We start from the raw sequence: 17,083 nt of genomic DNA on the forward strand, positions 1-17,083 counted from the left end.
TGAATATTGTAGCCTAATATTGCTTAACTCTTACCCACAGATATGGATATTTTCGAATTCGGAAAAAGCATGGGAATCTACTATTTGAAAGTGGAAGGTGTGAGGACCTTGAGAATCTGTGAACCCCACAATAGAGAGCCACACAACACCGGGCTCTGTTGACTCATTAGTAATAAGGCGGCTTGGGTTAAATTGACCAACATATTTTCCGCCCTAATTCCGTGATTGTTAGCCTCGTCGAGCAGGGCTTCTAGCTGTATCCCCGGAGAACAGAGCGGCAACCGCTAGTACTATCGCTCAGGCGAACAGTCGAACGACCCAAATCGTCCACTTACTTTGGCGGTGGACCCTCCTAGAACGCCGCCAACAACATCGCGCGTAGTCGGCTTGTCATCACGCCGAGCAGATCTGCACGCCCAGTGGTCTGCGCCCACAACGCTGACCCACCCAGGGTGATGAACCACGGGAACGAGGTGGCGGACGTGCCGATGATTCCGACGAAGACAACCTGGCGAATCGTTCTGCCACGACAGATGTGTGCGATGAAAATCCCAATCATCGGGCCGAGCGCGAGCCACCACGCCCAAAAGAACATGGTCCAACTCCCAACCCACTCAACGCCCTTGCTGAAGTTGGTGTAGAGGCTCATGCCGACGGAGTCGCTCACGAGCGAAGGCCGCTATCACATACGGAGGTGCCAAAAACTCACTCTTCGGTTGTCGTTGGCACAACCTTCTGAGCGCCGCACTTTGGGCACTGATCCTGCTTGGTGTGAAATCGTGCGTCACATGCTTGGCACTGGTAGTCTGCGTCCTCCTCAGCGACCTCTTTCGCAGTCTGCTTGAACTGCTCAACCTGCCTACCGATTCGCTTGAAGAAGCCCATCTCTGCTCTCCAAGGAAGGCGACGTGAGGGATAAGCCTTCGCCGCATAGCAAGAAAGCATTCTATCGGTTGCCTTTGCAGTGGCGGTCAGTGATGATTCCCACAAAGTGGCGTGACCGAGGCGCAATGTGAGGACGACTCGATTATCCACGTGGAATTTTAGCTGAATTGAGGCGCTAAGCCCCCTTCCTCAGCGAGCGCCGAAGGCGCGAGCAGGGAGGGGATACAGCGTTCACGAGAGCTTTTCTCTCGTGTGCGAACGAGACGCGACGCGTCTCGTCAACGCCGCACAGTTCACATACACGATTCGGTGGCAGGCCCACAGCCCCACGCAGTCGCAATTCGTTTGCAGTAGGGTAGCATAGTATTGAACGAACCCAATGGAATACGACCTCGACTCGGGAGCGCACTCGACGTTTTCGCTGCACTACCACCTGATACTCACTACGAAGTATCGGCGCGGAGTGCTAACCGAGGAGCGAACCCAATTCATACACGAGGTCATCAGCGGGTTCACGGACAACTACGGTGTCGAACTGACGAACCTCGACGGCGAGGACGACCACGTACACATCCTATTCCGAGCGAAGCCAACCACAGACCTCGTGAAGTTCATCAACACGGTCAAGGGCGCGACTGCCCGCCGTATCCGCAACGAGTACGCGGACGAACTAAAGACCGAACTGTGGGGCGACTCGTTCTGGAACGACTCGTACTGCCTCATCTCGACGGGGCAGGTGTCGCTGGATGTGCTGAAACAGTACGTAGAGGACCAACGCGAGTAGAATGTACTACGCCTACAAGTACCGTCTCACGCCGTCCGACGCCCACCGCGAGGAGTTGGACCGCCACCGAGACATTTGTAGGCAACTCTACAATCACGCGCTCTACCGCTTCGACCAAATCCCTGAGGACGCAGGCACTCTCAACCAGCGTGTTCGGTCCATCCGTGATGAAATTCCGTCCCTGAAAGACTGGTGGGGCGACCTCTCTGACGTGTACTCAACAGTTCTACAAACAGCAGTCATGCGAATCGAGCAGAACGTCAAATCACTCGGGGGACTCAAACAGAACGGCTACGGCGTCGGTCAACTCACGTGGAAGCCGCCACGGGAGTTCCGCAGTTTCACGTACAGTCAGTCTGGCTTCAAGCTCGACAAGAAGGGCGGTCAGACTGTGCTGTCACTCTCGAAACTCGCGGACATACCAATTCGGCTTCACCGCGCCATCCCCGACGACGCGACACTCAAGCAGGTCACGGTCAAGAAAGACCCGACGGGCGAGTGGTTCGCCACGTTCGGCATCGAAATGGACCGTGAGCCGCCCGAACCGCCTGCGAATCCCGAGCGGTGCGTCGGTATCGACGTGGGGATTCTCAAGTACGCTCACGACACGGACGGTACGGCGGTCGGGTCGCTCGACCTCTCCGACGAGCGTGAACGCTTGGAGCGCGAGCAACGGAAGCTCTCGCGGAAGCAACACGGGTCGAACAACTACGAGAAGCAACGGCGGCAAGTTGCTGAGTGTCACGCAGACCTCCGTCGGAAGCGCCGCGACTTCTTGCACAAACTCTCGAACTACTACGCTCGGGAGTACGACCTCGTGGCAGTCGAAGACCTGAACGTCGAGGGGATGATGGAGTCGCCGTCGAACAGCCGCAACACGGCGTCTGCCGCATGGCGGACGTTCATCTCGTTGCTCGAATACAAATGCGAGCGAGAGGGGACGCACTTTGTGGCGGTCAACCCGAGAGGGACGACCAAGGAGTGCGCGTCCTGTGGCGTCTCGACGGAGAAGCCGTTGTGGGTCCGTGAACACTCCTGTCCTGCCTGCGGGTTTGAGGCGGACAGGGACGCGAACGCGGCGTGGAACATCCTTTCTCGCGGCCTCGAAGACGTAGGAGTGGGATACTCCGAATCAACGCCTGTGGAGACTGCGCTCCCTGTGGATACGCCTGTATCTGCAAAGCGCGTCGTGGAAGCAGGAAGCCCTACCCTCAAGGAGCGAACGGCGTCAGCCGTGAGCGAGTAGGGTAGGGTAGTTCACGTGCCGGTAGTGAATACCGAGGTATGACCACGTCAGACTCGTCGGACGAGGCGGAGTCCTCTGCTGATGATTCGACGGACACCCACTCGATTGATTTCTCAGCGTATAATCTTCCGACTGACCTCACCGCGTTTCAGGTCCACCTCCTCTGGTTGATCTACCGGCTCGGGCCGGCAGAAGGAGTGAACTTTCAAGACGCGCTTGAAGAACTCTATCCTGAAGACATCAATCACGGTCGGCTGTATCCGAGTCTCGATCGGATGGTTGACTCCGGGTTGGTCAATAAGCGAACGAAGGAAAGCGATAAGCGACGGAAGCAGTACACGCTCACGGGCCGGGGTGAGTGGGTTGCCGAAGAGTATCGTGACTTCATCGATGAGATGGTTAGACCGGACGATAGCTGAGGCGAATAGCTGTGTATTATTTGTGAATGGGCTCGGGGATTCCGATCGCAGTAAACCGGACGTTGATGGTGCCACAGGCTGCGCAGTCGTCGACGAACGCACACATCTGTAACGAGGTTTCTAATTCTCGGATGCTTCCACACACCGAACACTCGTAGGACGTGAGGTATCGAACTGAGATTCGGTCGGCTTCCCCCTGTGTGTGGGGAGGTGTTGTCAACGATGTCGATTGACCAAGAACTGACGGCGTCTTGTCCTTGGCAGCGTTATACTGGTCAAGCCGACTGTACCACGCGTCGTCGGGGAGGTCGTCGTATCGTCGGCAGGGGTCGCTGTCGGCGTCGTCGACGGAAACAGTGTCAACTGGCCATGTTGGTTCTTCTGATTCCTGATGCGGTGGTGAACCGTCGTCATCGACAACTGTAACGTGGTCAGTCGATGGGAAGACTGCCGTTGATGCGCTGATTTCGACGTATTCCGTGTTGTCGTGGAGTTCGCTATCGATTGCAGCGGCGAGTTCAGCGAGTGGATTCGCGATCTGTGGCTTGGCGTGGTTCTCGACGCCTGTCTCGAACAACCAGTCGCGAAAGGCAGCTGCTGTCTCAACGTCGAGCGTAACCGATGGGGTTGGTGACATCTGTGACTCCCTCCGCCCCTCCTGGGAACGACAAACCAGCGCTCGTTCTATCTCAACGAAAGCGTGATAGTAATGGTAGCGAGGGTGTCATAGAACCCGTGGCATAGTCGGTAGGTTTCACGGGAAAGTCAGTGCGAAGCCGTGGTACGTAGAGTGTGCGTAGGTACACAGGATGGTGATAAACTGCCGGTTCTTGAAATGGGTGGGCGGACTGTCGGTCCGTATCATCACTGCGGCGTGGGGTCCTCGGCTTGGGTGGCGATGACTAATTTACTCGGCCTCCGGGTACTCTACCAGTCGGGCCAGGTTCTCCAGGCTCATGCCCCAGCCCACAGCGGCATCCTCTTCGGGGATTGGCTTTGGAATGCCTTCCTGACGGACGGTTACCTTGGTTCCATCCGCAACTTCTTCGAGGGTGATGGTCACGGTCATCTGGCTTTGCATCTCGGGGGCATCCGTCTCGAAGCGGTCCGTCTGGACGATGCGCTCGTTGGGCACCAGCTCGATGTACTCGCCACTGAAGCTGTGCTCGTCGTTCTTGTCGAGCGAGGTGAACGTCCCGCGGTACGTGCCGCCGACCTCGCCGTCGGCGTGGTCGTACCTCGCGGTGTAGCCTGCTGGCGGTGAGAACTTTGCCAGCGCGTCTGCATCCAGGAACGCCTTGTAGATGCGCTCGGCCGGTGCCTTGATCACGCGGCTCACTTCGATGCTTCCAGTCTCCGGTTCGTTAGTTTGGTCGTTCATGGCTGATCGCCTTCTTCAACTTCTTGCGCGATGGCCTCCAGCGTGTCCTCCCAGAAGATTCGGTATTGAACGATCCAGGAGAAGGCTTCGGACAGGGGTTTGCCCTGGAGTGCGCACCGGCGCACTCGGCCGTCGCGGGTCTGCTCGAGCAGCCCAGCGTCTTCCAACACACGCAGGTGCTGGCTGATTGCTGGCAAGCTGACGTCGTGGGGTTCGGCTAGCTCGCTTACGCTTTTCTCACCCTCCGAGAGTTGCTCGATGAGCGAGCGTCGGGTGGGGTGGGAGAGTGCAGCAAAGACCGCGTCCAGGTCAACGTCAGGATGCTTAAGCATCTTCTAAACTATCGCGTCCACTATACTTAAGCATTTGCTTAAACAAACAATTCCGGGGCCACAATCCTGCCCCGATCGACGCGCACGCATCCCGCGTGACGCAGTCAAAGCGAGACAGTAAACTCCCGTCTCAAACGGAAATATGGCGCATTCATCCGCTCACGGCGCTGGTGAAGCAGTTCCGTGAACTCGCTGTTGGCTGTCCCACTCATACCATCGACAAGGCGCTCTGAACGGTAGATAAAGCGCGTAGCTTGAGCGACGACGGGCGGCGGACGCTTGGTGTGCATGGGAGGATACAGTTATCTCTGAGGAACCCAACGGAACCACCGAGATCTATAGTGGACGGGAGAGGGGCAGGAAACACTCGTTCGTCCGCATCGCCGCCCACTATTTCGCTCACGAGGCGTGGCTGGAAGACGGTATTCTCCTCCGAAACGCTGACCGGTTAGCTGGTATCCCGGGTGTATTGATTCACGGTCGCCTTGATTTGGCCGCCCCACTCGATACGGCGTGGGAGTTGCACCGTCGGTGGCCCGATTCGGAGCTGATTATCGTTGAAGATGCAGGCCATACCAGCAGCGACACGACGACTGAGCGGAAGGTTGAGATGCTTAACGAATTCGCTGCCCACTAGCCGATAACTCGGGATTCACTTGGTTGTCCACTCTATCCGTTGCGACGGTGCGTCACACCACAGTAAGGACTCGTGCCGGTAACAGGTGGACCCGTTAGAGAAGGCGAACCGCGAGGCATTCTAGTGATGCACATGCACACCTACCGAATGGCTGTTTCAGCGACGGTGATGTCGAACGAATAGGATTTCAACAGAGCCAGTTATTTCAGTACAGATTGGTGTCTAATTGACCTCAAGATGCAAGATTTAGAGGATGTATTCGGCAGCACCACACTGCCTCGGGAAATGGCTCGTTCGGCTACTTCGGGCCACCCATGACGTCTAGCGACGATTCCCTTTCTGTGGCCGTATCGCCGTTTGCTAATGGTTCGAGTTTCATGACTCTGGTCACACCGTGGGTAAGATGTTCTGGTTGACGCGGAACCGGTTCTCCGGGTCGTATCTGCTCTTGACCTCGACCAGACGCTCGTAGTTCTCACCGAAGGTAGCTCGTGCGACGTCTTCGCCCTCCTCGTTCATGGCGAAGTTGAAATAGATCCGTTCGGTGGCGTGTGGCGCCATCGCGTCCCACAGCTTGCGAGTCCATTCGACGTTCACGTCGTCCTCCTCCGGGTCTGTCCACGTCGAATCGATGCTGATCATGAACGGCGAGTCACGGTCTGTGAACGCAGTCTCAGTCGGGTCGACGCGGGCAATCTGTCCACCGAGCGCTCGAACCGTCACGAGGGTGCGAGGGGACGGACACTTCGTCATGTACTCGACCATCGTATCAATCGCTTCACCGCTCAGATCGCCCATAAACCGGGACTTCCAGTAGTAGCGGTCGCCTGCTGGGAAGAACGGGTCGAACTTCCTTTGTAGTTCCAGATAGGACTCCGGGCCACTCGGGTCCACGATTGGTGTTCCGAGCTCTCGTAGCGGCTGCATCGCCTTCGCCCCTTCCTCGACAGGGCCAGCGTACACGGACGAGGGGATAAACACCGGTTTGCCACGAAGCGGCTCCGGGAACACCGTGTGATCCGGAATCCGCCAGAGAGCCGCACTGCTCGATATCTCGTCGGCTGCGTCTGCTACGACATCCCGCCACTGTCGCATGAGTGCGGGTGCTTCCTCAAGCGGATACATCGTCCCGACGGTCATCACCTCGGGTCCGAGTTCGTACAGGTCAAATTCGAAGGCAGTGACGACGCCGAAGTTCCCTCCACCACCCCGGAGCGCCCAGAACAGGTCCTCATGCTCGGTGGGACTGGCCGTGAGGAACTCTCCGGCGGCGGTGACGAGGTCAATGGACCGGACGCTGTCCGAGGTCAGTCCGTACTTCCGTCGCGTGTGACCGTATCCTCCACCGAGGGTCAGTCCCGCGACCCCTGTCTCCGAGACGACGCCACCCGGTGCGATGAGCCCAAACGCCTGGGTCTCCCGGTCGACGTCGCCCCAGATGGCACCCGCCTCGACGCGGGCCGTTCGGTTCTCGGGGTCGACGTGGACGCTGCGCAGTTCCGAGAGGTCGATGACGAGCCCGTCGTCACACACCGCCAACCCCGCGACGTTGTGACCACCACCGCGGACTGCCGTCAGCATGTCGTGTTCGTGGGCGTAGGTTATCGCGGTGATGATGTCCGCAACCCCGGTACAGCGAGCGATGAGCGCCGGGTGTTTGTCTATCATCCCGTTCCAGACCCGACGAGCGCTGTCGTACTTCTCGTCGCCGGGCTGGATTATCTCTCCATTGAACTGTTGTCGGAACGAGCCGAGCGCGTCCCCGTCCACTATTGAATTGTCAGGATTCATTGTGCCTTACCAGATCATACTGATGTTCCCCGACGGTCATGTAGGCATTCCGTGGAAACAAGACGCCCCCTGTTCGCGTTGCACGGCGTGCAACGGAACGCTCAGGCCACCGGAGCGTCGTCCTCGAAGATCCGTCGGATGCTGTCGGTGGTGAGGAGCGTGGCCTGGCTTCTGTACTCCTCGAACGCATCCGACACGATCCCGACTATCGTCGGATTCGGCGTCTCAACGAGCGAGATGGCGTCGGTCTTCTTGTCTCTCACCACAAGGCAGGCTGTCCCGTCGTTGACGGATGCGAGAGGCTCGATGCTACCGTGGTAAAGGTGGACTTCACATCGGTCGGCGTCGACCAGTTCCATGAACTTGTGGCTGCAATTCGACGAGAGTGCCGCCTCGACGACGGTTGGCGAGACGACCACCTCGAAGCGCTGCGAGTCACCGACCACCGCGGCATGTCTGGCGTCGATACAGGGCTCGGGGAACAGTGAGGCGAGGCCGAGAGATTTGAACGAACCAAGTTCCAGTTCCCGGAGTCGTACCATCGCAGCCAGCGGGTTCGAGGCGGTCGGTGAGGTGACCGTGGCCCCGGTCAAGTCATCGATTTCGAGTCCGAGTCGTTCGAGTGGGAGCGCGCTGTTCAGCCCCTGGAGGTTTTTCGCCGTCTCCATACGACCGTGAAACTCTCCGAGTGCGGTTGAGACGTAGGCTCCGAGCTCCGTCAGGTGATACTGCTCTCCCCTCCGTGCCACCCATCCGCGGTTCTCGAAAGCTCCCAGGAGTCGGCTGATTGTCGCCTTCGAGGCACTGGTCGCGTCTCGGAGCTCCAACCTCGTTCTGGGACCCGCTGCGAGTTCCGCCATCGCAGTTACCCGATTCTGCGAATCGGCGAGGAACCGGATGTCTTCTAGTGGTGAGCTCACCCCTTTTCTAACGGTAGGAATCCAAATAAGTATGTATACTGATTTCACTATCAGGGCTTCTACCTCGGGGTCGAGGACTACTTGAGGCGTAGACTGGACTTGTCGTCACGCGAGAACCGTAGCGCCGAGAATCTGAACGCTATCTCCGCCGGGAGAGCTTCTAAGATATCCTTCGCCAGACTGGCGGTGTGGATGGGCCCCCCTCAACGCCGATGGTCACCTGTACTGACACGCGCGCTACATTCAGCATGATCTCTGAAATCTACCCCAACGCTGTCAGAATTGCCGTGCAAGATAGAGAGGAAGAGTCTATCACCAAAAGTCGTAGAGTGAACACTCGTGTGTTTGTTCTTCAAGTGGTATAATCGGAGAGACTACTCCGAACTTAGAGAATTAATGCTGTGTCAATTCCGTCGAAAGGTTTCTATCCGTATCAATTCGAACTTCGATATCAAGATGCTGAGTCCCAACATGCGCCTTCTGCACTGTTTCTTTACCTCCGAGGGACACGGTGATCTCGAAGACTCCTGAACGGTACTCGAACAGCGTCTCATTTCGTGAACCACCTGCCTCAACCGTAAACTCACGATTCACAAGTGGCTCAGGAGTTGACTCTCCACTGAGATCGGCAAGGCTAACAGAAATCGTCTCGTCCGTATCACTCTCGTTGCTGATTACCAAGAACACAGAATACGTAGATGAATCGGTTCTCTGATTCAAGCACCCTGTGAGAGTCACCATTGCGCTGCAACCGATGCCGAGAAATTCACGGCGGTTGGAGGAGGGCATCTATCAGCACGTTCACATCAGTGAGAGATAACATTTCGGCATTTCGAGGACAGTAACTAATGAGAGACTAGTTCGTGAAATATATCTGGTACAGACCCCGATTTTGCAAGATACGTGCGCTACATTCAGCACGATCTCTGAAATCTACCCCAACGCTGTCAGAAGTGCCGTGCAAGATATAGAGCGCATATGCAGCAATAGATTCGTCCAGTTCCTCTCTCGATCGTCGGAAAGACTGCGTGGGTATCGGGCTCGTACCCGGTGCTGGCACTACGCCGATCGGACCGTTATCGTCCCCCGCATCCAGAGGTCGTGGAGGATGCAGTAATACTCGTACTCGCCCACGGTCTCGAAGGTGTGCGTGAACGGGGCGCTGGGAAGGACGTCGCCTTCGCGTGGGCCACCCCAATCCCGACGAGCAGCGGTTTCTGACACGAAGCCACCGCTTGCGAAGTAGGCCGCCCCGTCCGGGATGCTACTCGCCGTGACAGAGTGGGCAATGCCCGTCCCGTTCACCCAGCCAACACTCTCGCCTGTCTGAATCGTCAGCTCTTCGGGGAAATATGAATGCGGCCCCATCTGAACGACGTGGTCGGTGTCTGGAATGACGACCTCCGGAGGCTCCGGAATTTCACCGTCCGGAGTGGTTACGATTATCGTCCCGGCCATCGTGTCCCACGTCTCGTGGGGGATGCAGAAATAGTGATAGTGGCCAGGCACTTCAAACGTGTGTCGATACAGCCCTCCGTCACTGATGAGCTTCGCATCACCATCATTGCGTGCCTGTTCCTCGGACTCAAAGCCGCCACTACTGAAGTACGCTGCCCCCTCGGGGATTCGCTTCTCGTAGGCGGTGACGGTGTGGTCGTAGATGCTCTGGTTCCACCAGGTCACGGTCTCAGTGGGCTTGATGACGAGCCGGGGTGGGTTGAAGTCCGCCGCGACCATTCGGACGAGTGGTCCCGATAGAGGGAATGAGACGGGTATTCGTGCGAGACAGCCTGCAAGACCAACGACGCCACCCCCACCGATCGCCTGGAGGAGCTGCCGTCGAGACACGAACGGGACCATACTGAGTACTACGTGCTCGTGTTGATTAGAGTCTCTGTATCTCGCACGCTGTATCTCCCAACCACAAGAGAGGATTCGGGCAAAACTGTGGATCACTCCGATAGTCCCTTTCAGTAGGGGTCGCGAGGTTGTGGCTGCCGACGCCTCTGGCGTCGGGAGCGGAGGGTGGGGAGGTGGGTGTCCGTTGGGCGGCGGTCACAAGAAAAAACGAGAGAGGTTTCGCTCAGTGCAAGGTGTCCGGCTCTTGCTCCAGGACGATACCCGGGTCGTTGCCTCCATGTCGGGCCTCGAAGGCGTCAACGAGCTCGCAACTGTACCGACTGATCCGACTTTTCGACGTCTGCACGACCCTACTGGCCGCCTCCGCAACCTGTCCCTGGGTGAGATGTTTGTGAGGCGTCAACCGATCTGCGCCATAGAGTGCCGCCGCCGCGATAGTGAGCCGCGACGTCCCCGGCCCAACCGGTTTTTGGTCGCCGAGGTGCATGAGATACTTCGCCAGCCGCCACGTCCGCACGGCTGCACTCCCCGAGAGTGCATCCTCATCAAGCGCGTCCATGACCACCATCACGGCGTTCGGCCGAGTGGCAGGGACTGTGTCAACTCCGAGTTCGCACCGAATCTTCCGTGCCGCGGCACACACTCGCTCGTGAGGCGCCTTCGTGTAGGTTGCCACTCCGACGTCAATCTCGTTACGATCAACCCTTGATTCACGTGTTGCAATGAGTACGGCACCGCCGGCGAGTGCCTCCCATGCCATCCGCCCGCCGGCTAATCGTGCCTCCGAGGCGCGTCGCAGGTACTTCGCTGCCGTCTTGACCACGTGGTCGGGAAGCCTCAGATTGCCGCCGATCATCTCGACGTCACGCAGCCCCTCATTGAGCCGTTTCGTTCGCTTGCGCTCGTCTCCAAACTGGTAGCGCCTGTGCCACTTCCGAAGACGCTGGAACTTCCTCCACTGCTTGTTACTGAGCGGATTCCCGTATCCGTCAGTACTCTTCGTAATCTTCGTGTGTAGGCCCTTGTCCGTCCGCAGCGGATCCACCGTCTCGATGCTCTGCAACGCATTACCAATCATTCCCAGATCGACCAGCGTCGGGCTTAGGTCGACCCACTCAGCTGCGACGACCAGCCCGCAATCAGTACAGAACGACTCCTCGTCTTGGGTCACCACTCGACCATCACACTCCGGACACTTCGACCGTCCTGCAGGCTCTCGCTCGATTGTGAGTTCACGACCGCACTGATTGGTGGTTGTTGTCTGTTCCTCCGAAACCGTCTTTTCGCTCGCGTTGGTACTCGACATTGGTGTTACGACACCTGAAGGCGCTCACGCGCCCGACACCGCGATGCCATTACATCGCGGATTTCTCAACGACACCGACCGACAGATACGTCTACGCGCTCTCGCTCGCGCCTTCGCGAGCGCCCCTATGGGCGTGAGCGAGAGCGCGTTCACATGAGACTAAAGAATCAGCACCGCGCGTCGTCCTGCCAAGCGCAGCGAGGCAGGGCTTGTCGCACGAGTGCAGTGAGTGCGACAGCGACCCGCCCGGAGCGAGCGGCCAGCAGAGTACGCGTGGGGGGTGAGCACCAACTGGAGCACAATCCCTCGCGGGTACCTGCTGGCGTCGAAGGCACATGCACTTTAGCCCGGAACGGTGAGCGACGTGAGAAGCGAACCGCAGCCCGGAATGGTCGGTCGCGAGCGAAGCGAGGCGCGACCGTAGGGAGCGCCTCGACGCGAGCGGCGAACGGAGTGAACCGCGAGCAAGCGGAGGGCGGAAAGCGGCGAGCGGGGCGGGCCGAATGTAGACGCAGGGAGGATGAGTACTCAAGAATTAACCAACAGAACGAATGAATACAGACAGATGTTGGTTAAGGACACCGACCACCACACAACACCGTGTCAGACCCGACGATCAAAACCTCTACGAGCGCGTTCTCTGGTGGTGACAGGCGTCGTTAGCCGGGTGATACCGCCGCCAAACCCAGCCTGGCGTGGTCGACTGAAAGTCGTTGATAAATTCCCCCCATGGATGTTCGCCATGGAACGCTCGCGCGTACGTCTCAGACACGTCCATCGTCTCACTCACGAGAAGGAGTGAGCCGAACAGGTGATACTCGGGAAAGAACGCGATACTACTCCACCGATACCGAGGCCGGAATCGTCCAAGCACCCGCCATGGAAGCGTGGCTCGAAGGCCAACCAGTTCGCGCTTTGTGACACCGAGTTGGCGCACAGCTTTCTGCGTGATGCCACCCTGGCGGGTACCGTGTGCGAGTACCCCCTGTAAGAGGACAATTACCCGCTGTCGAGCGGCAACGTGCGCCAGCGATGAATCGTCCCATTCGTGAGCAAGATGCTCCAGTGCGCGAATCGACGCAGCCACCTCAAGGCCTTCGAGAAGATACGGGTGGTCCCACGTCGGCGACCCAAAGCGGTGCTGGTAGGCGTGACACAGCTCCGAGGCGAGATACGAGTACGCCACCGGCGCGGGGAGCTGTCCCCCACTGACGCCGATATAGCCTGTACTCCGTGAGTACCGCCCCTCGATACTCACGAGCGTTAACGACCCCGGGAGATTGCCCGTTGTGAGTGCGACTCGCTTCCGCCACGAATAGTCATACACGAGGTGGTCTCGCCAAAGAGGGTGAAACGGCGTCGAATTCACTTCGAAAAGCGCATCATAGAACTCGGTGAGTTCCGCAAAACAGGTGCAGATATCGCGCTTGCTGGCTGGGGCGCTGTGCGAGTCGTAGGTATGGAACTCGGACAGCGGAGAAGCCTCTGGATATTCTCGCCGATACGTGTCAATCGCGTCGGCGCACGTCTCTTTGAGGTGGCCAAGAAACTCCTCGCTGTTCATCGCTACCTAGAGAGGGGGAGGTCGAATAAGCCGTATTCGGTGCATAGGTATCAAGCAATTTTCCCCATTTTCACACAAGAAGGAAATCTCGCCCTTTAGCATGGGAAAGAATTCGACAGCTGCTAAACTAACCACGGTCTGACGATCGGTGCCACAACCAGACTTCGTGTTGAGCAACGGCAGTCAACACGATTCAAAGGTAGTGTTGTTGCCATTGGCGATATGTTGACCAATAGAGATTTAAATCTCTGCGAACCATCAGCTTACCAATGCATGATTTGACCGGGTTCCAACGCGACCTGCTGTATGTCATTGCTGGGAGCGAAGACCCTCACGGGCTCGCTATCAAAGAAGAACTCGAACCGTACTACGAGAAGGAGATTCACCACGGACGTCTCTACCCGAACCTCGACACGCTCGTCGAGAAAGGCCTTGTTGAGAAGGGTGAGCTCGACCGGCGGACGAATTACTATGCGGCTACTCGACGCGGGCGCCGTGAGATCGAAGCTCGTGAACGATGGGAACGTCAGTATCGGAACACCGAAGACTGACGACTGACGCCACCGACACTCCAAAACCTCGAGAGGGCGGAGACAAGCCCTGTACTACCTCAAAAATAGGTCACCCAGTCACACACGCCTGCAGGTTTTTGCCGTGTTCCCGAGTGACCAGACGATCGGCATTCCAATCGAATGGTCTCCTTGCGAACTGCGGTCGGGTTGCATCTTGGTGAAAAGAACGCTACAGGCGATTGTCAGGGTCTTTCTCAGATATGACAGAGAGTTCAACGCGTGAGATTTACTAACGAAACTGGATTTAATTCTGGCATGAGGTTCATTATATCAATAAATAAACTAATAACCATGTTCAAAAAACATTATTTGAATACAAGTTATAGAACATTATGGCGTAGTTACGTGGAACTCAGTTTCAGAGTTCGCTGTTTATTCCTACGCCAACCCCACCCAACCCCCCTCTCATTGACAGAGGCCCCGTTTTCTCCCCGTTCTGGCACGAAGGATTACAGAAGCACCGAACCACTGTCAGCTACTCGCGACTGAACTTCTGAGCGGGTTGCATGAGGCCAACAGTCTCGTGTACGCTGGCAGAGGGGTTCATCTCATGAAACCATGTGAGAGTCATTTGCGAGGATGTTTCGTTTTGCTCACGCGTACGAGAGAAAGAGACGAGATTGAATTCCTCGTGGTTTGTGAGAGTGAGGAGGGCTGTTATCCACTCTCGAAAGCGTTCGAAGGACCATCACACCCGTTTGGCTTGTCGTGTTCTCACACGACTTACGAAGAATGGTGTGCTGTGAAGATAAACTATACTATTAATTGAACAGTATGATAGATAGTCAACTTTGCTGAGTCCTCATCGCCTGAAGGCCGGGTTTTCCACACGTTCAGACAATGAGTGGTGTTAAATCCTAATAAACCATACATAATTATAATCTATTATATAGACAGTTTTATGTGTTGTTGCGTCCATTAGTAGTTCGACGCAGGGCCCACAAACACCCGTTTGTATTCCCCCAGCGGTCTGCGTTCACCTGGGCGATTCCCCCACGAATCCCCCTCAACGGGAGCCCAGTAGGCCATCCCGTTTTTCCCGACCCCAACTTTCCTAATACTGGTTACAACAGTTTGTGAAACTGCCCATCTTTATCTCATTTATAAATTGAAGATTAATTTTATAAATTGCAAATATAAGAATAAAATGTAGTCTTCCACACGACACCATTCAAGGCAGGTGCGTAAGGGGATTGTGGAAGGCTGCTAACCCACCTAAGCCCTAATTGAGTGTTCCCGCATGAGGATGGTCCACCCATCCTCAGTTTCATTCTTGCCTCTATATGTTTGACCCGACGCGCGATGAAGGCAGCACTGACGGGTGAGCCTACCGATTCCGAGTTCGCTGTCGTGTACCGACCCGTTGGGCGAAGTTGACTGGCTGTCGTATTACAGGAGTGGGCGCTGCTCGCCGTACTTCATCCCGAGCCAGAATGCAACTGCCCCAAAGACCACCATCGACGGGAGCACCATCATAAGAACCGTCTGGAAGGTCATGACGCCGCTTGCAGCCAAGCCGCCGACACCAAGGATGATGATTGCGACCAGAATTCCTGCCGTTCGTGGAAGGTCGAATTTCATATCCACTCGTTGAATATCTGGATGCTAATACATTCAGGAATCAAGTACCATTCTCTGGAAGTCACTGACGATACTGCGTTCGCGGCTGTGGCATCGTCCCGACCTGCAGGCGGTCTACTTCCGGCTCACCACCAAGGAAATCAACTTTCGCACACTCACGCCGAATCGCCTCAGGTGAGAACTCACCGAGATAGTGCCGCCGAAAGGTATCCCAATCATCCCAGCCACCGAACGCCATGACTACGCTCGGGAGCACTCCCTGCTCGAGGAGATGCGTCCCCCATGTTCGGCGTAAATCATGTGGACCGACGAACTGCCAGCCTTCGTCGCCAGTTTGCACCTGTAACCGGTCGGCGGCGCGTCGCACCCAACGGTAGACGTACTTGTCGGGCACATCAACCACAGGAGCATCGTCGTCGCGATTCCACGCGAAGGTCTCGACGATGCTGTACAGATTGTCGGGAACAGGCGGTTCGCGGTAGTGCTCGCGCTTGGCGTAGTCTTCCCAGATACGGACGTGCTTCCCGGTCGGGCCAGTGACGAAGTCCTTCGGGCAGACCTGCGTGATTTCGCTCCGCCGGAGTCCACACCGACCGCCGAGCAAGAATGCAATCTTCTGTTGGGGGCCGTCAGCTTCGTTGATGAGCTGTTGCATCTCCTCTTTGCTGAGCCAGACGCGCATGCCGTCGTCGCGGGTGGGGTAGGGGTCGAGTCGCATGGGTGTCCTCTATTCTAGTTTTCAGGACAGTGATACTTAAAGGATGGTTCAAGAGAGGGTGTGTTTGGTGGTGTTCACAGGGGGGATCTGGGTGAGAATCACGGGTTCTCGGACAATTGCGCGACACCGCACTCGCCACTGACGAATCACTCGCTAAGAGGCTGGTTGAAAGAATAGCTACAGAGTTCACCTTCGATGAACATACCCTCTGCCTCTCGTACGCCGCTTCTGGCAGTGACTAGGTCGGTTTCCGAGGTCGTGCTGAATTCAGAGCGCACGTCGGTCACAGAACTTTAGAATACCTGCTCATCTTTGATGGGGTGTTTCCCATAGTCTTATTTTGATGGGGTTCATACCATAGAGTGAGGAATGACGTTCCAGGTCATCGAGAACACCGAAGACAGGACGAGCAACACGGTCATTCGCCGGAAAATCTACCGAACTGACGACCCACAGTATCCCAGCGGGTACCGACACGCCCTTCACTACGGGTTTCTCGATGGCCAGGGCGTCATTCTCCGCTACGACAACGAGAACCAGACACCCGGGCGCCACGAACGCCACACGCCCGGCGGCATCGAAGAAATCGAGTTCCCCGGAATGATAACACTCCGTGACCGGTTCTTAAAGGAAATCCAGGACCTCCCATGACCACGAACACACTCAAAATCACATATGGACAGCGCGAGAATAATCAGCGAGCCGCTCACGAGCGACTCCGTCGGGCGGAAGCTGGAAAAGCGTTCGACGAACAGGAGGCAGCGTTCATCCTCAATTTTGAGGATCTCGACGACGTCGAACGACTCATGCGTCGGTTGAACCTCCAGCTTCTGGATGTCATCGCCAGTGAGCGCCCGAAAAGTATCCGAGAGACGGCTCGACTCGTCAATCGCGATTACAAAGAGGTCCACCGGAACCTCAAAGAACTCGAAGCGCTCGGTGTTATCGAATTCACGACAGCGGGAAACAGCAAGCGTCCGATTCTTCGCGATGGGGCCGAGGCGATCGATCTCTCGATTACGTTTCCCATCGACTCCGACACGGCAAACGCCAAGTCTCACCACGGGACGTCGGCGTGAGCAACGAA

At 56.8% G+C, this 17,083-nt stretch carries 18 protein-coding genes and 1 pseudogene; 7 read left to right on the plus strand and 12 right to left on the minus strand.

The window, feature by feature from the left end; all coding sequences use genetic code 11:
* Positions 1 to 352: 352 nt before the first annotated feature.
* Positions 353 to 667, minus strand: coding sequence for a BCCT family transporter (locus P1M51_RS08305; protein ID WP_276274347.1), 315 nt, complete (start codon positions 665 to 667; stop codon positions 353 to 355).
* A gap of 597 nt (positions 668 to 1,264) precedes the next feature.
* Here P1M51_RS08305 and tnpA point away from each other — a divergent pair.
* The 3 genes from tnpA to P1M51_RS08320 are packed head-to-tail and all read left to right on the plus strand — an operon-like array spanning position 1,265 to position 3,334.
* A complete protein-coding gene (gene tnpA / locus P1M51_RS08310) occupies positions 1,265 to 1,669 on the plus strand; it encodes an IS200/IS605-like element ISHmu6 family transposase (RefSeq protein ID WP_015763788.1) in 405 nt (134 codons plus the stop codon).
* 1 nt (position 1,670) lies between these two features.
* The gene (locus P1M51_RS08315) at positions 1,671 to 2,915 is read left to right on the plus strand and encodes a transposase (protein ID WP_276274348.1); all 1,245 of its coding nucleotides are present in this window, start codon (positions 1,671 to 1,673) and stop codon (positions 2,913 to 2,915) included.
* Positions 2,916 to 2,953: 38 nt separating this feature from the next.
* Entirely contained in the window at positions 2,954 to 3,334 is a 381-nt protein-coding gene (locus P1M51_RS08320) for a PadR family transcriptional regulator (RefSeq protein ID WP_276247741.1), read from the plus strand.
* A 16-nt stretch (positions 3,335 to 3,350) separates the two neighbouring features.
* Here the strand turns inward: P1M51_RS08320 and P1M51_RS08325 are convergent, their stop codons facing one another.
* From P1M51_RS08325 to P1M51_RS08335, 3 genes are all read right to left on the minus strand, one after another.
* Entirely contained in the window at positions 3,351 to 3,971 is a 621-nt protein-coding gene (locus tag P1M51_RS08325; protein ID WP_276247742.1) for a hypothetical protein, read from the minus strand.
* Positions 3,972 to 4,241: 270 nt separating this feature from the next.
* Positions 4,242 to 4,715 carry an SRPBCC domain-containing protein gene (locus P1M51_RS08330; RefSeq protein WP_276274349.1) on the minus strand — a complete coding sequence of 158 codons (474 nt, stop codon included), beginning with the start codon at positions 4,713 to 4,715 and terminating at the stop codon, positions 4,242 to 4,244.
* Entirely contained in the window at positions 4,712 to 5,047 is a 336-nt protein-coding gene (locus P1M51_RS08335; RefSeq protein WP_276247744.1) for a helix-turn-helix transcriptional regulator, read from the minus strand. Before P1M51_RS08335 ends, P1M51_RS08330 begins: the two co-directional genes overlap by 4 nt.
* Before the next feature lie 99 nt (positions 5,048 to 5,146).
* On the opposite strand from P1M51_RS08335, the pseudogene P1M51_RS08340 reads away from it, so the two are divergent.
* Positions 5,147 to 5,280: pseudogene (locus P1M51_RS08340) on the plus strand (IS5/IS1182 family transposase); the annotation flags it as partial.
* Positions 5,281 to 6,071: 791 nt separating this feature from the next.
* Here the strand turns inward: P1M51_RS08340 and P1M51_RS08345 are convergent.
* The 6 genes from P1M51_RS08345 to P1M51_RS08370 all read right to left on the minus strand — a co-directional run bounded on the left by P1M51_RS08345 (position 6,072) and on the right by P1M51_RS08370 (position 13,125).
* Positions 6,072 to 7,454 carry an FAD-binding oxidoreductase gene (locus tag P1M51_RS08345; protein WP_276274350.1) on the minus strand — a complete coding sequence of 461 codons (1,383 nt, stop codon included), beginning with the start codon at positions 7,452 to 7,454 and terminating at the stop codon, positions 6,072 to 6,074.
* Positions 7,455 to 7,576: 122 nt separating this feature from the next.
* On the minus strand, positions 7,577 to 8,335 hold the full coding sequence (locus tag P1M51_RS08350) for a winged helix-turn-helix domain-containing protein (protein WP_276247746.1): 759 nt from the start codon (positions 8,333 to 8,335) through the stop codon (positions 7,577 to 7,579).
* Positions 8,336 to 8,788: 453 nt separating this feature from the next.
* Positions 8,789 to 9,184: a hypothetical protein gene (locus tag P1M51_RS08355; protein ID WP_276247747.1), complete on the minus strand. Its 396-nt coding sequence runs from the start codon at positions 9,182 to 9,184 to the stop codon at positions 8,789 to 8,791.
* Between the two features lie 270 nt (positions 9,185 to 9,454).
* Entirely contained in the window at positions 9,455 to 10,132 is a 678-nt protein-coding gene (locus P1M51_RS08360) for a plastocyanin/azurin family copper-binding protein (protein WP_276247748.1), read from the minus strand.
* Positions 10,133 to 10,478: 346 nt separating this feature from the next.
* Positions 10,479 to 11,561, minus strand: a complete 1,083-nt coding sequence (locus P1M51_RS08365; protein ID WP_276247749.1) for a transcription initiation factor IIB family protein — start codon at positions 11,559 to 11,561, stop codon at positions 10,479 to 10,481.
* Between the two features lie 625 nt (positions 11,562 to 12,186).
* Positions 12,187 to 13,125, minus strand: coding sequence for a hypothetical protein (locus tag P1M51_RS08370; protein WP_276247750.1), 939 nt, complete (start codon positions 13,123 to 13,125; stop codon positions 12,187 to 12,189).
* A 269-nt stretch (positions 13,126 to 13,394) separates the two neighbouring features.
* Between P1M51_RS08370 and P1M51_RS08375 the strand changes: the two genes are divergently transcribed.
* Complete coding sequence (locus tag P1M51_RS08375; RefSeq protein WP_276247751.1) at positions 13,395 to 13,676, plus strand: helix-turn-helix transcriptional regulator; 282 nt, start codon at positions 13,395 to 13,397, stop codon at positions 13,674 to 13,676.
* A 1,410-nt stretch (positions 13,677 to 15,086) separates the two neighbouring features.
* Here P1M51_RS08375 and P1M51_RS08380 read toward each other — a convergent pair.
* Both P1M51_RS08380 and P1M51_RS08385 read right to left on the minus strand, forming a co-directional pair.
* Positions 15,087 to 15,278 carry a hypothetical protein gene (locus P1M51_RS08380; RefSeq protein WP_276247752.1) on the minus strand — a complete coding sequence of 64 codons (192 nt, stop codon included), beginning with the start codon at positions 15,276 to 15,278 and terminating at the stop codon, positions 15,087 to 15,089.
* A 61-nt stretch (positions 15,279 to 15,339) separates the two neighbouring features.
* Entirely contained in the window at positions 15,340 to 15,996 is a 657-nt protein-coding gene (locus P1M51_RS08385) for a site-specific integrase (RefSeq protein WP_276247753.1), read from the minus strand.
* Between the two features lie 369 nt (positions 15,997 to 16,365).
* On the opposite strand from P1M51_RS08385, the gene P1M51_RS08390 reads away from it, so the two are divergent.
* Both P1M51_RS08390 and P1M51_RS08395 read left to right on the plus strand, forming a co-directional pair.
* The gene (locus P1M51_RS08390) at positions 16,366 to 16,647 is read left to right on the plus strand and encodes a DUF6516 family protein (protein ID WP_276247754.1); all 282 of its coding nucleotides are present in this window, start codon (positions 16,366 to 16,368) and stop codon (positions 16,645 to 16,647) included.
* On the plus strand, positions 16,644 to 17,075 hold the full coding sequence (locus tag P1M51_RS08395; protein ID WP_276247755.1) for a transcriptional regulator: 432 nt from the start codon (positions 16,644 to 16,646) through the stop codon (positions 17,073 to 17,075). Before P1M51_RS08390 ends, P1M51_RS08395 begins: the two co-directional genes overlap by 4 nt.
* Positions 17,076 to 17,083: the final 8 nt, after the last annotated feature.

The sequence above is a fragment of the Haladaptatus sp. QDMS2 genome, assembly GCF_029338295.1.
Lineage (GTDB): Archaea > Halobacteriota > Halobacteria > Halobacteriales > Halococcaceae > QDMS2.

Bases quoted from the DNA above. Each gene is read 5' to 3' on its own strand.
- tnpA (WP_015763788.1), top strand. From the start codon at position 1,265: ATGGAATACGACCTCGACTCGGGAGCGCACTCGACGTTTTCGCTGCAC.
- P1M51_RS08315 (WP_276274348.1), top strand. From the start codon at position 1,671: ATGTACTACGCCTACAAGTACCGTCTCACGCCGTCCGACGCCCACCGC.
- P1M51_RS08320 (WP_276247741.1), top strand. From the start codon at position 2,954: ATGACCACGTCAGACTCGTCGGACGAGGCGGAGTCCTCTGCTGATGAT.
- P1M51_RS08325 (WP_276247742.1), bottom strand. From the start codon at position 3,971: ATGTCACCAACCCCATCGGTTACGCTCGACGTTGAGACAGCAGCTGCC.
- P1M51_RS08330 (WP_276274349.1), bottom strand. From the start codon at position 4,715: ATGAACGACCAAACTAACGAACCGGAGACTGGAAGCATCGAAGTGAGC.
- P1M51_RS08335 (WP_276247744.1), bottom strand. From the start codon at position 5,047: ATGCTTAAGCATCCTGACGTTGACCTGGACGCGGTCTTTGCTGCACTC.
- P1M51_RS08350 (WP_276247746.1), bottom strand. From the start codon at position 8,335: ATGGCGGAACTCGCAGCGGGTCCCAGAACGAGGTTGGAGCTCCGAGAC.
- P1M51_RS08355 (WP_276247747.1), bottom strand. From the start codon at position 9,184: ATGCCCTCCTCCAACCGCCGTGAATTTCTCGGCATCGGTTGCAGCGCA.
- P1M51_RS08360 (WP_276247748.1), bottom strand. From the start codon at position 10,132: ATGGTCGCGGCGGACTTCAACCCACCCCGGCTCGTCATCAAGCCCACT.
- P1M51_RS08365 (WP_276247749.1), bottom strand. From the start codon at position 11,561: ATGTCGAGTACCAACGCGAGCGAAAAGACGGTTTCGGAGGAACAGACA.
- P1M51_RS08370 (WP_276247750.1), bottom strand. From the start codon at position 13,125: ATGAACAGCGAGGAGTTTCTTGGCCACCTCAAAGAGACGTGCGCCGAC.
- P1M51_RS08375 (WP_276247751.1), top strand. From the start codon at position 13,395: ATGCATGATTTGACCGGGTTCCAACGCGACCTGCTGTATGTCATTGCT.
- P1M51_RS08380 (WP_276247752.1), bottom strand. From the start codon at position 15,278: ATGAAATTCGACCTTCCACGAACGGCAGGAATTCTGGTCGCAATCATC.
- P1M51_RS08385 (WP_276247753.1), bottom strand. From the start codon at position 15,996: ATGCGACTCGACCCCTACCCCACCCGCGACGACGGCATGCGCGTCTGG.
- P1M51_RS08390 (WP_276247754.1), top strand. From the start codon at position 16,366: ATGACGTTCCAGGTCATCGAGAACACCGAAGACAGGACGAGCAACACG.
- P1M51_RS08395 (WP_276247755.1), top strand. From the start codon at position 16,644: ATGACCACGAACACACTCAAAATCACATATGGACAGCGCGAGAATAAT.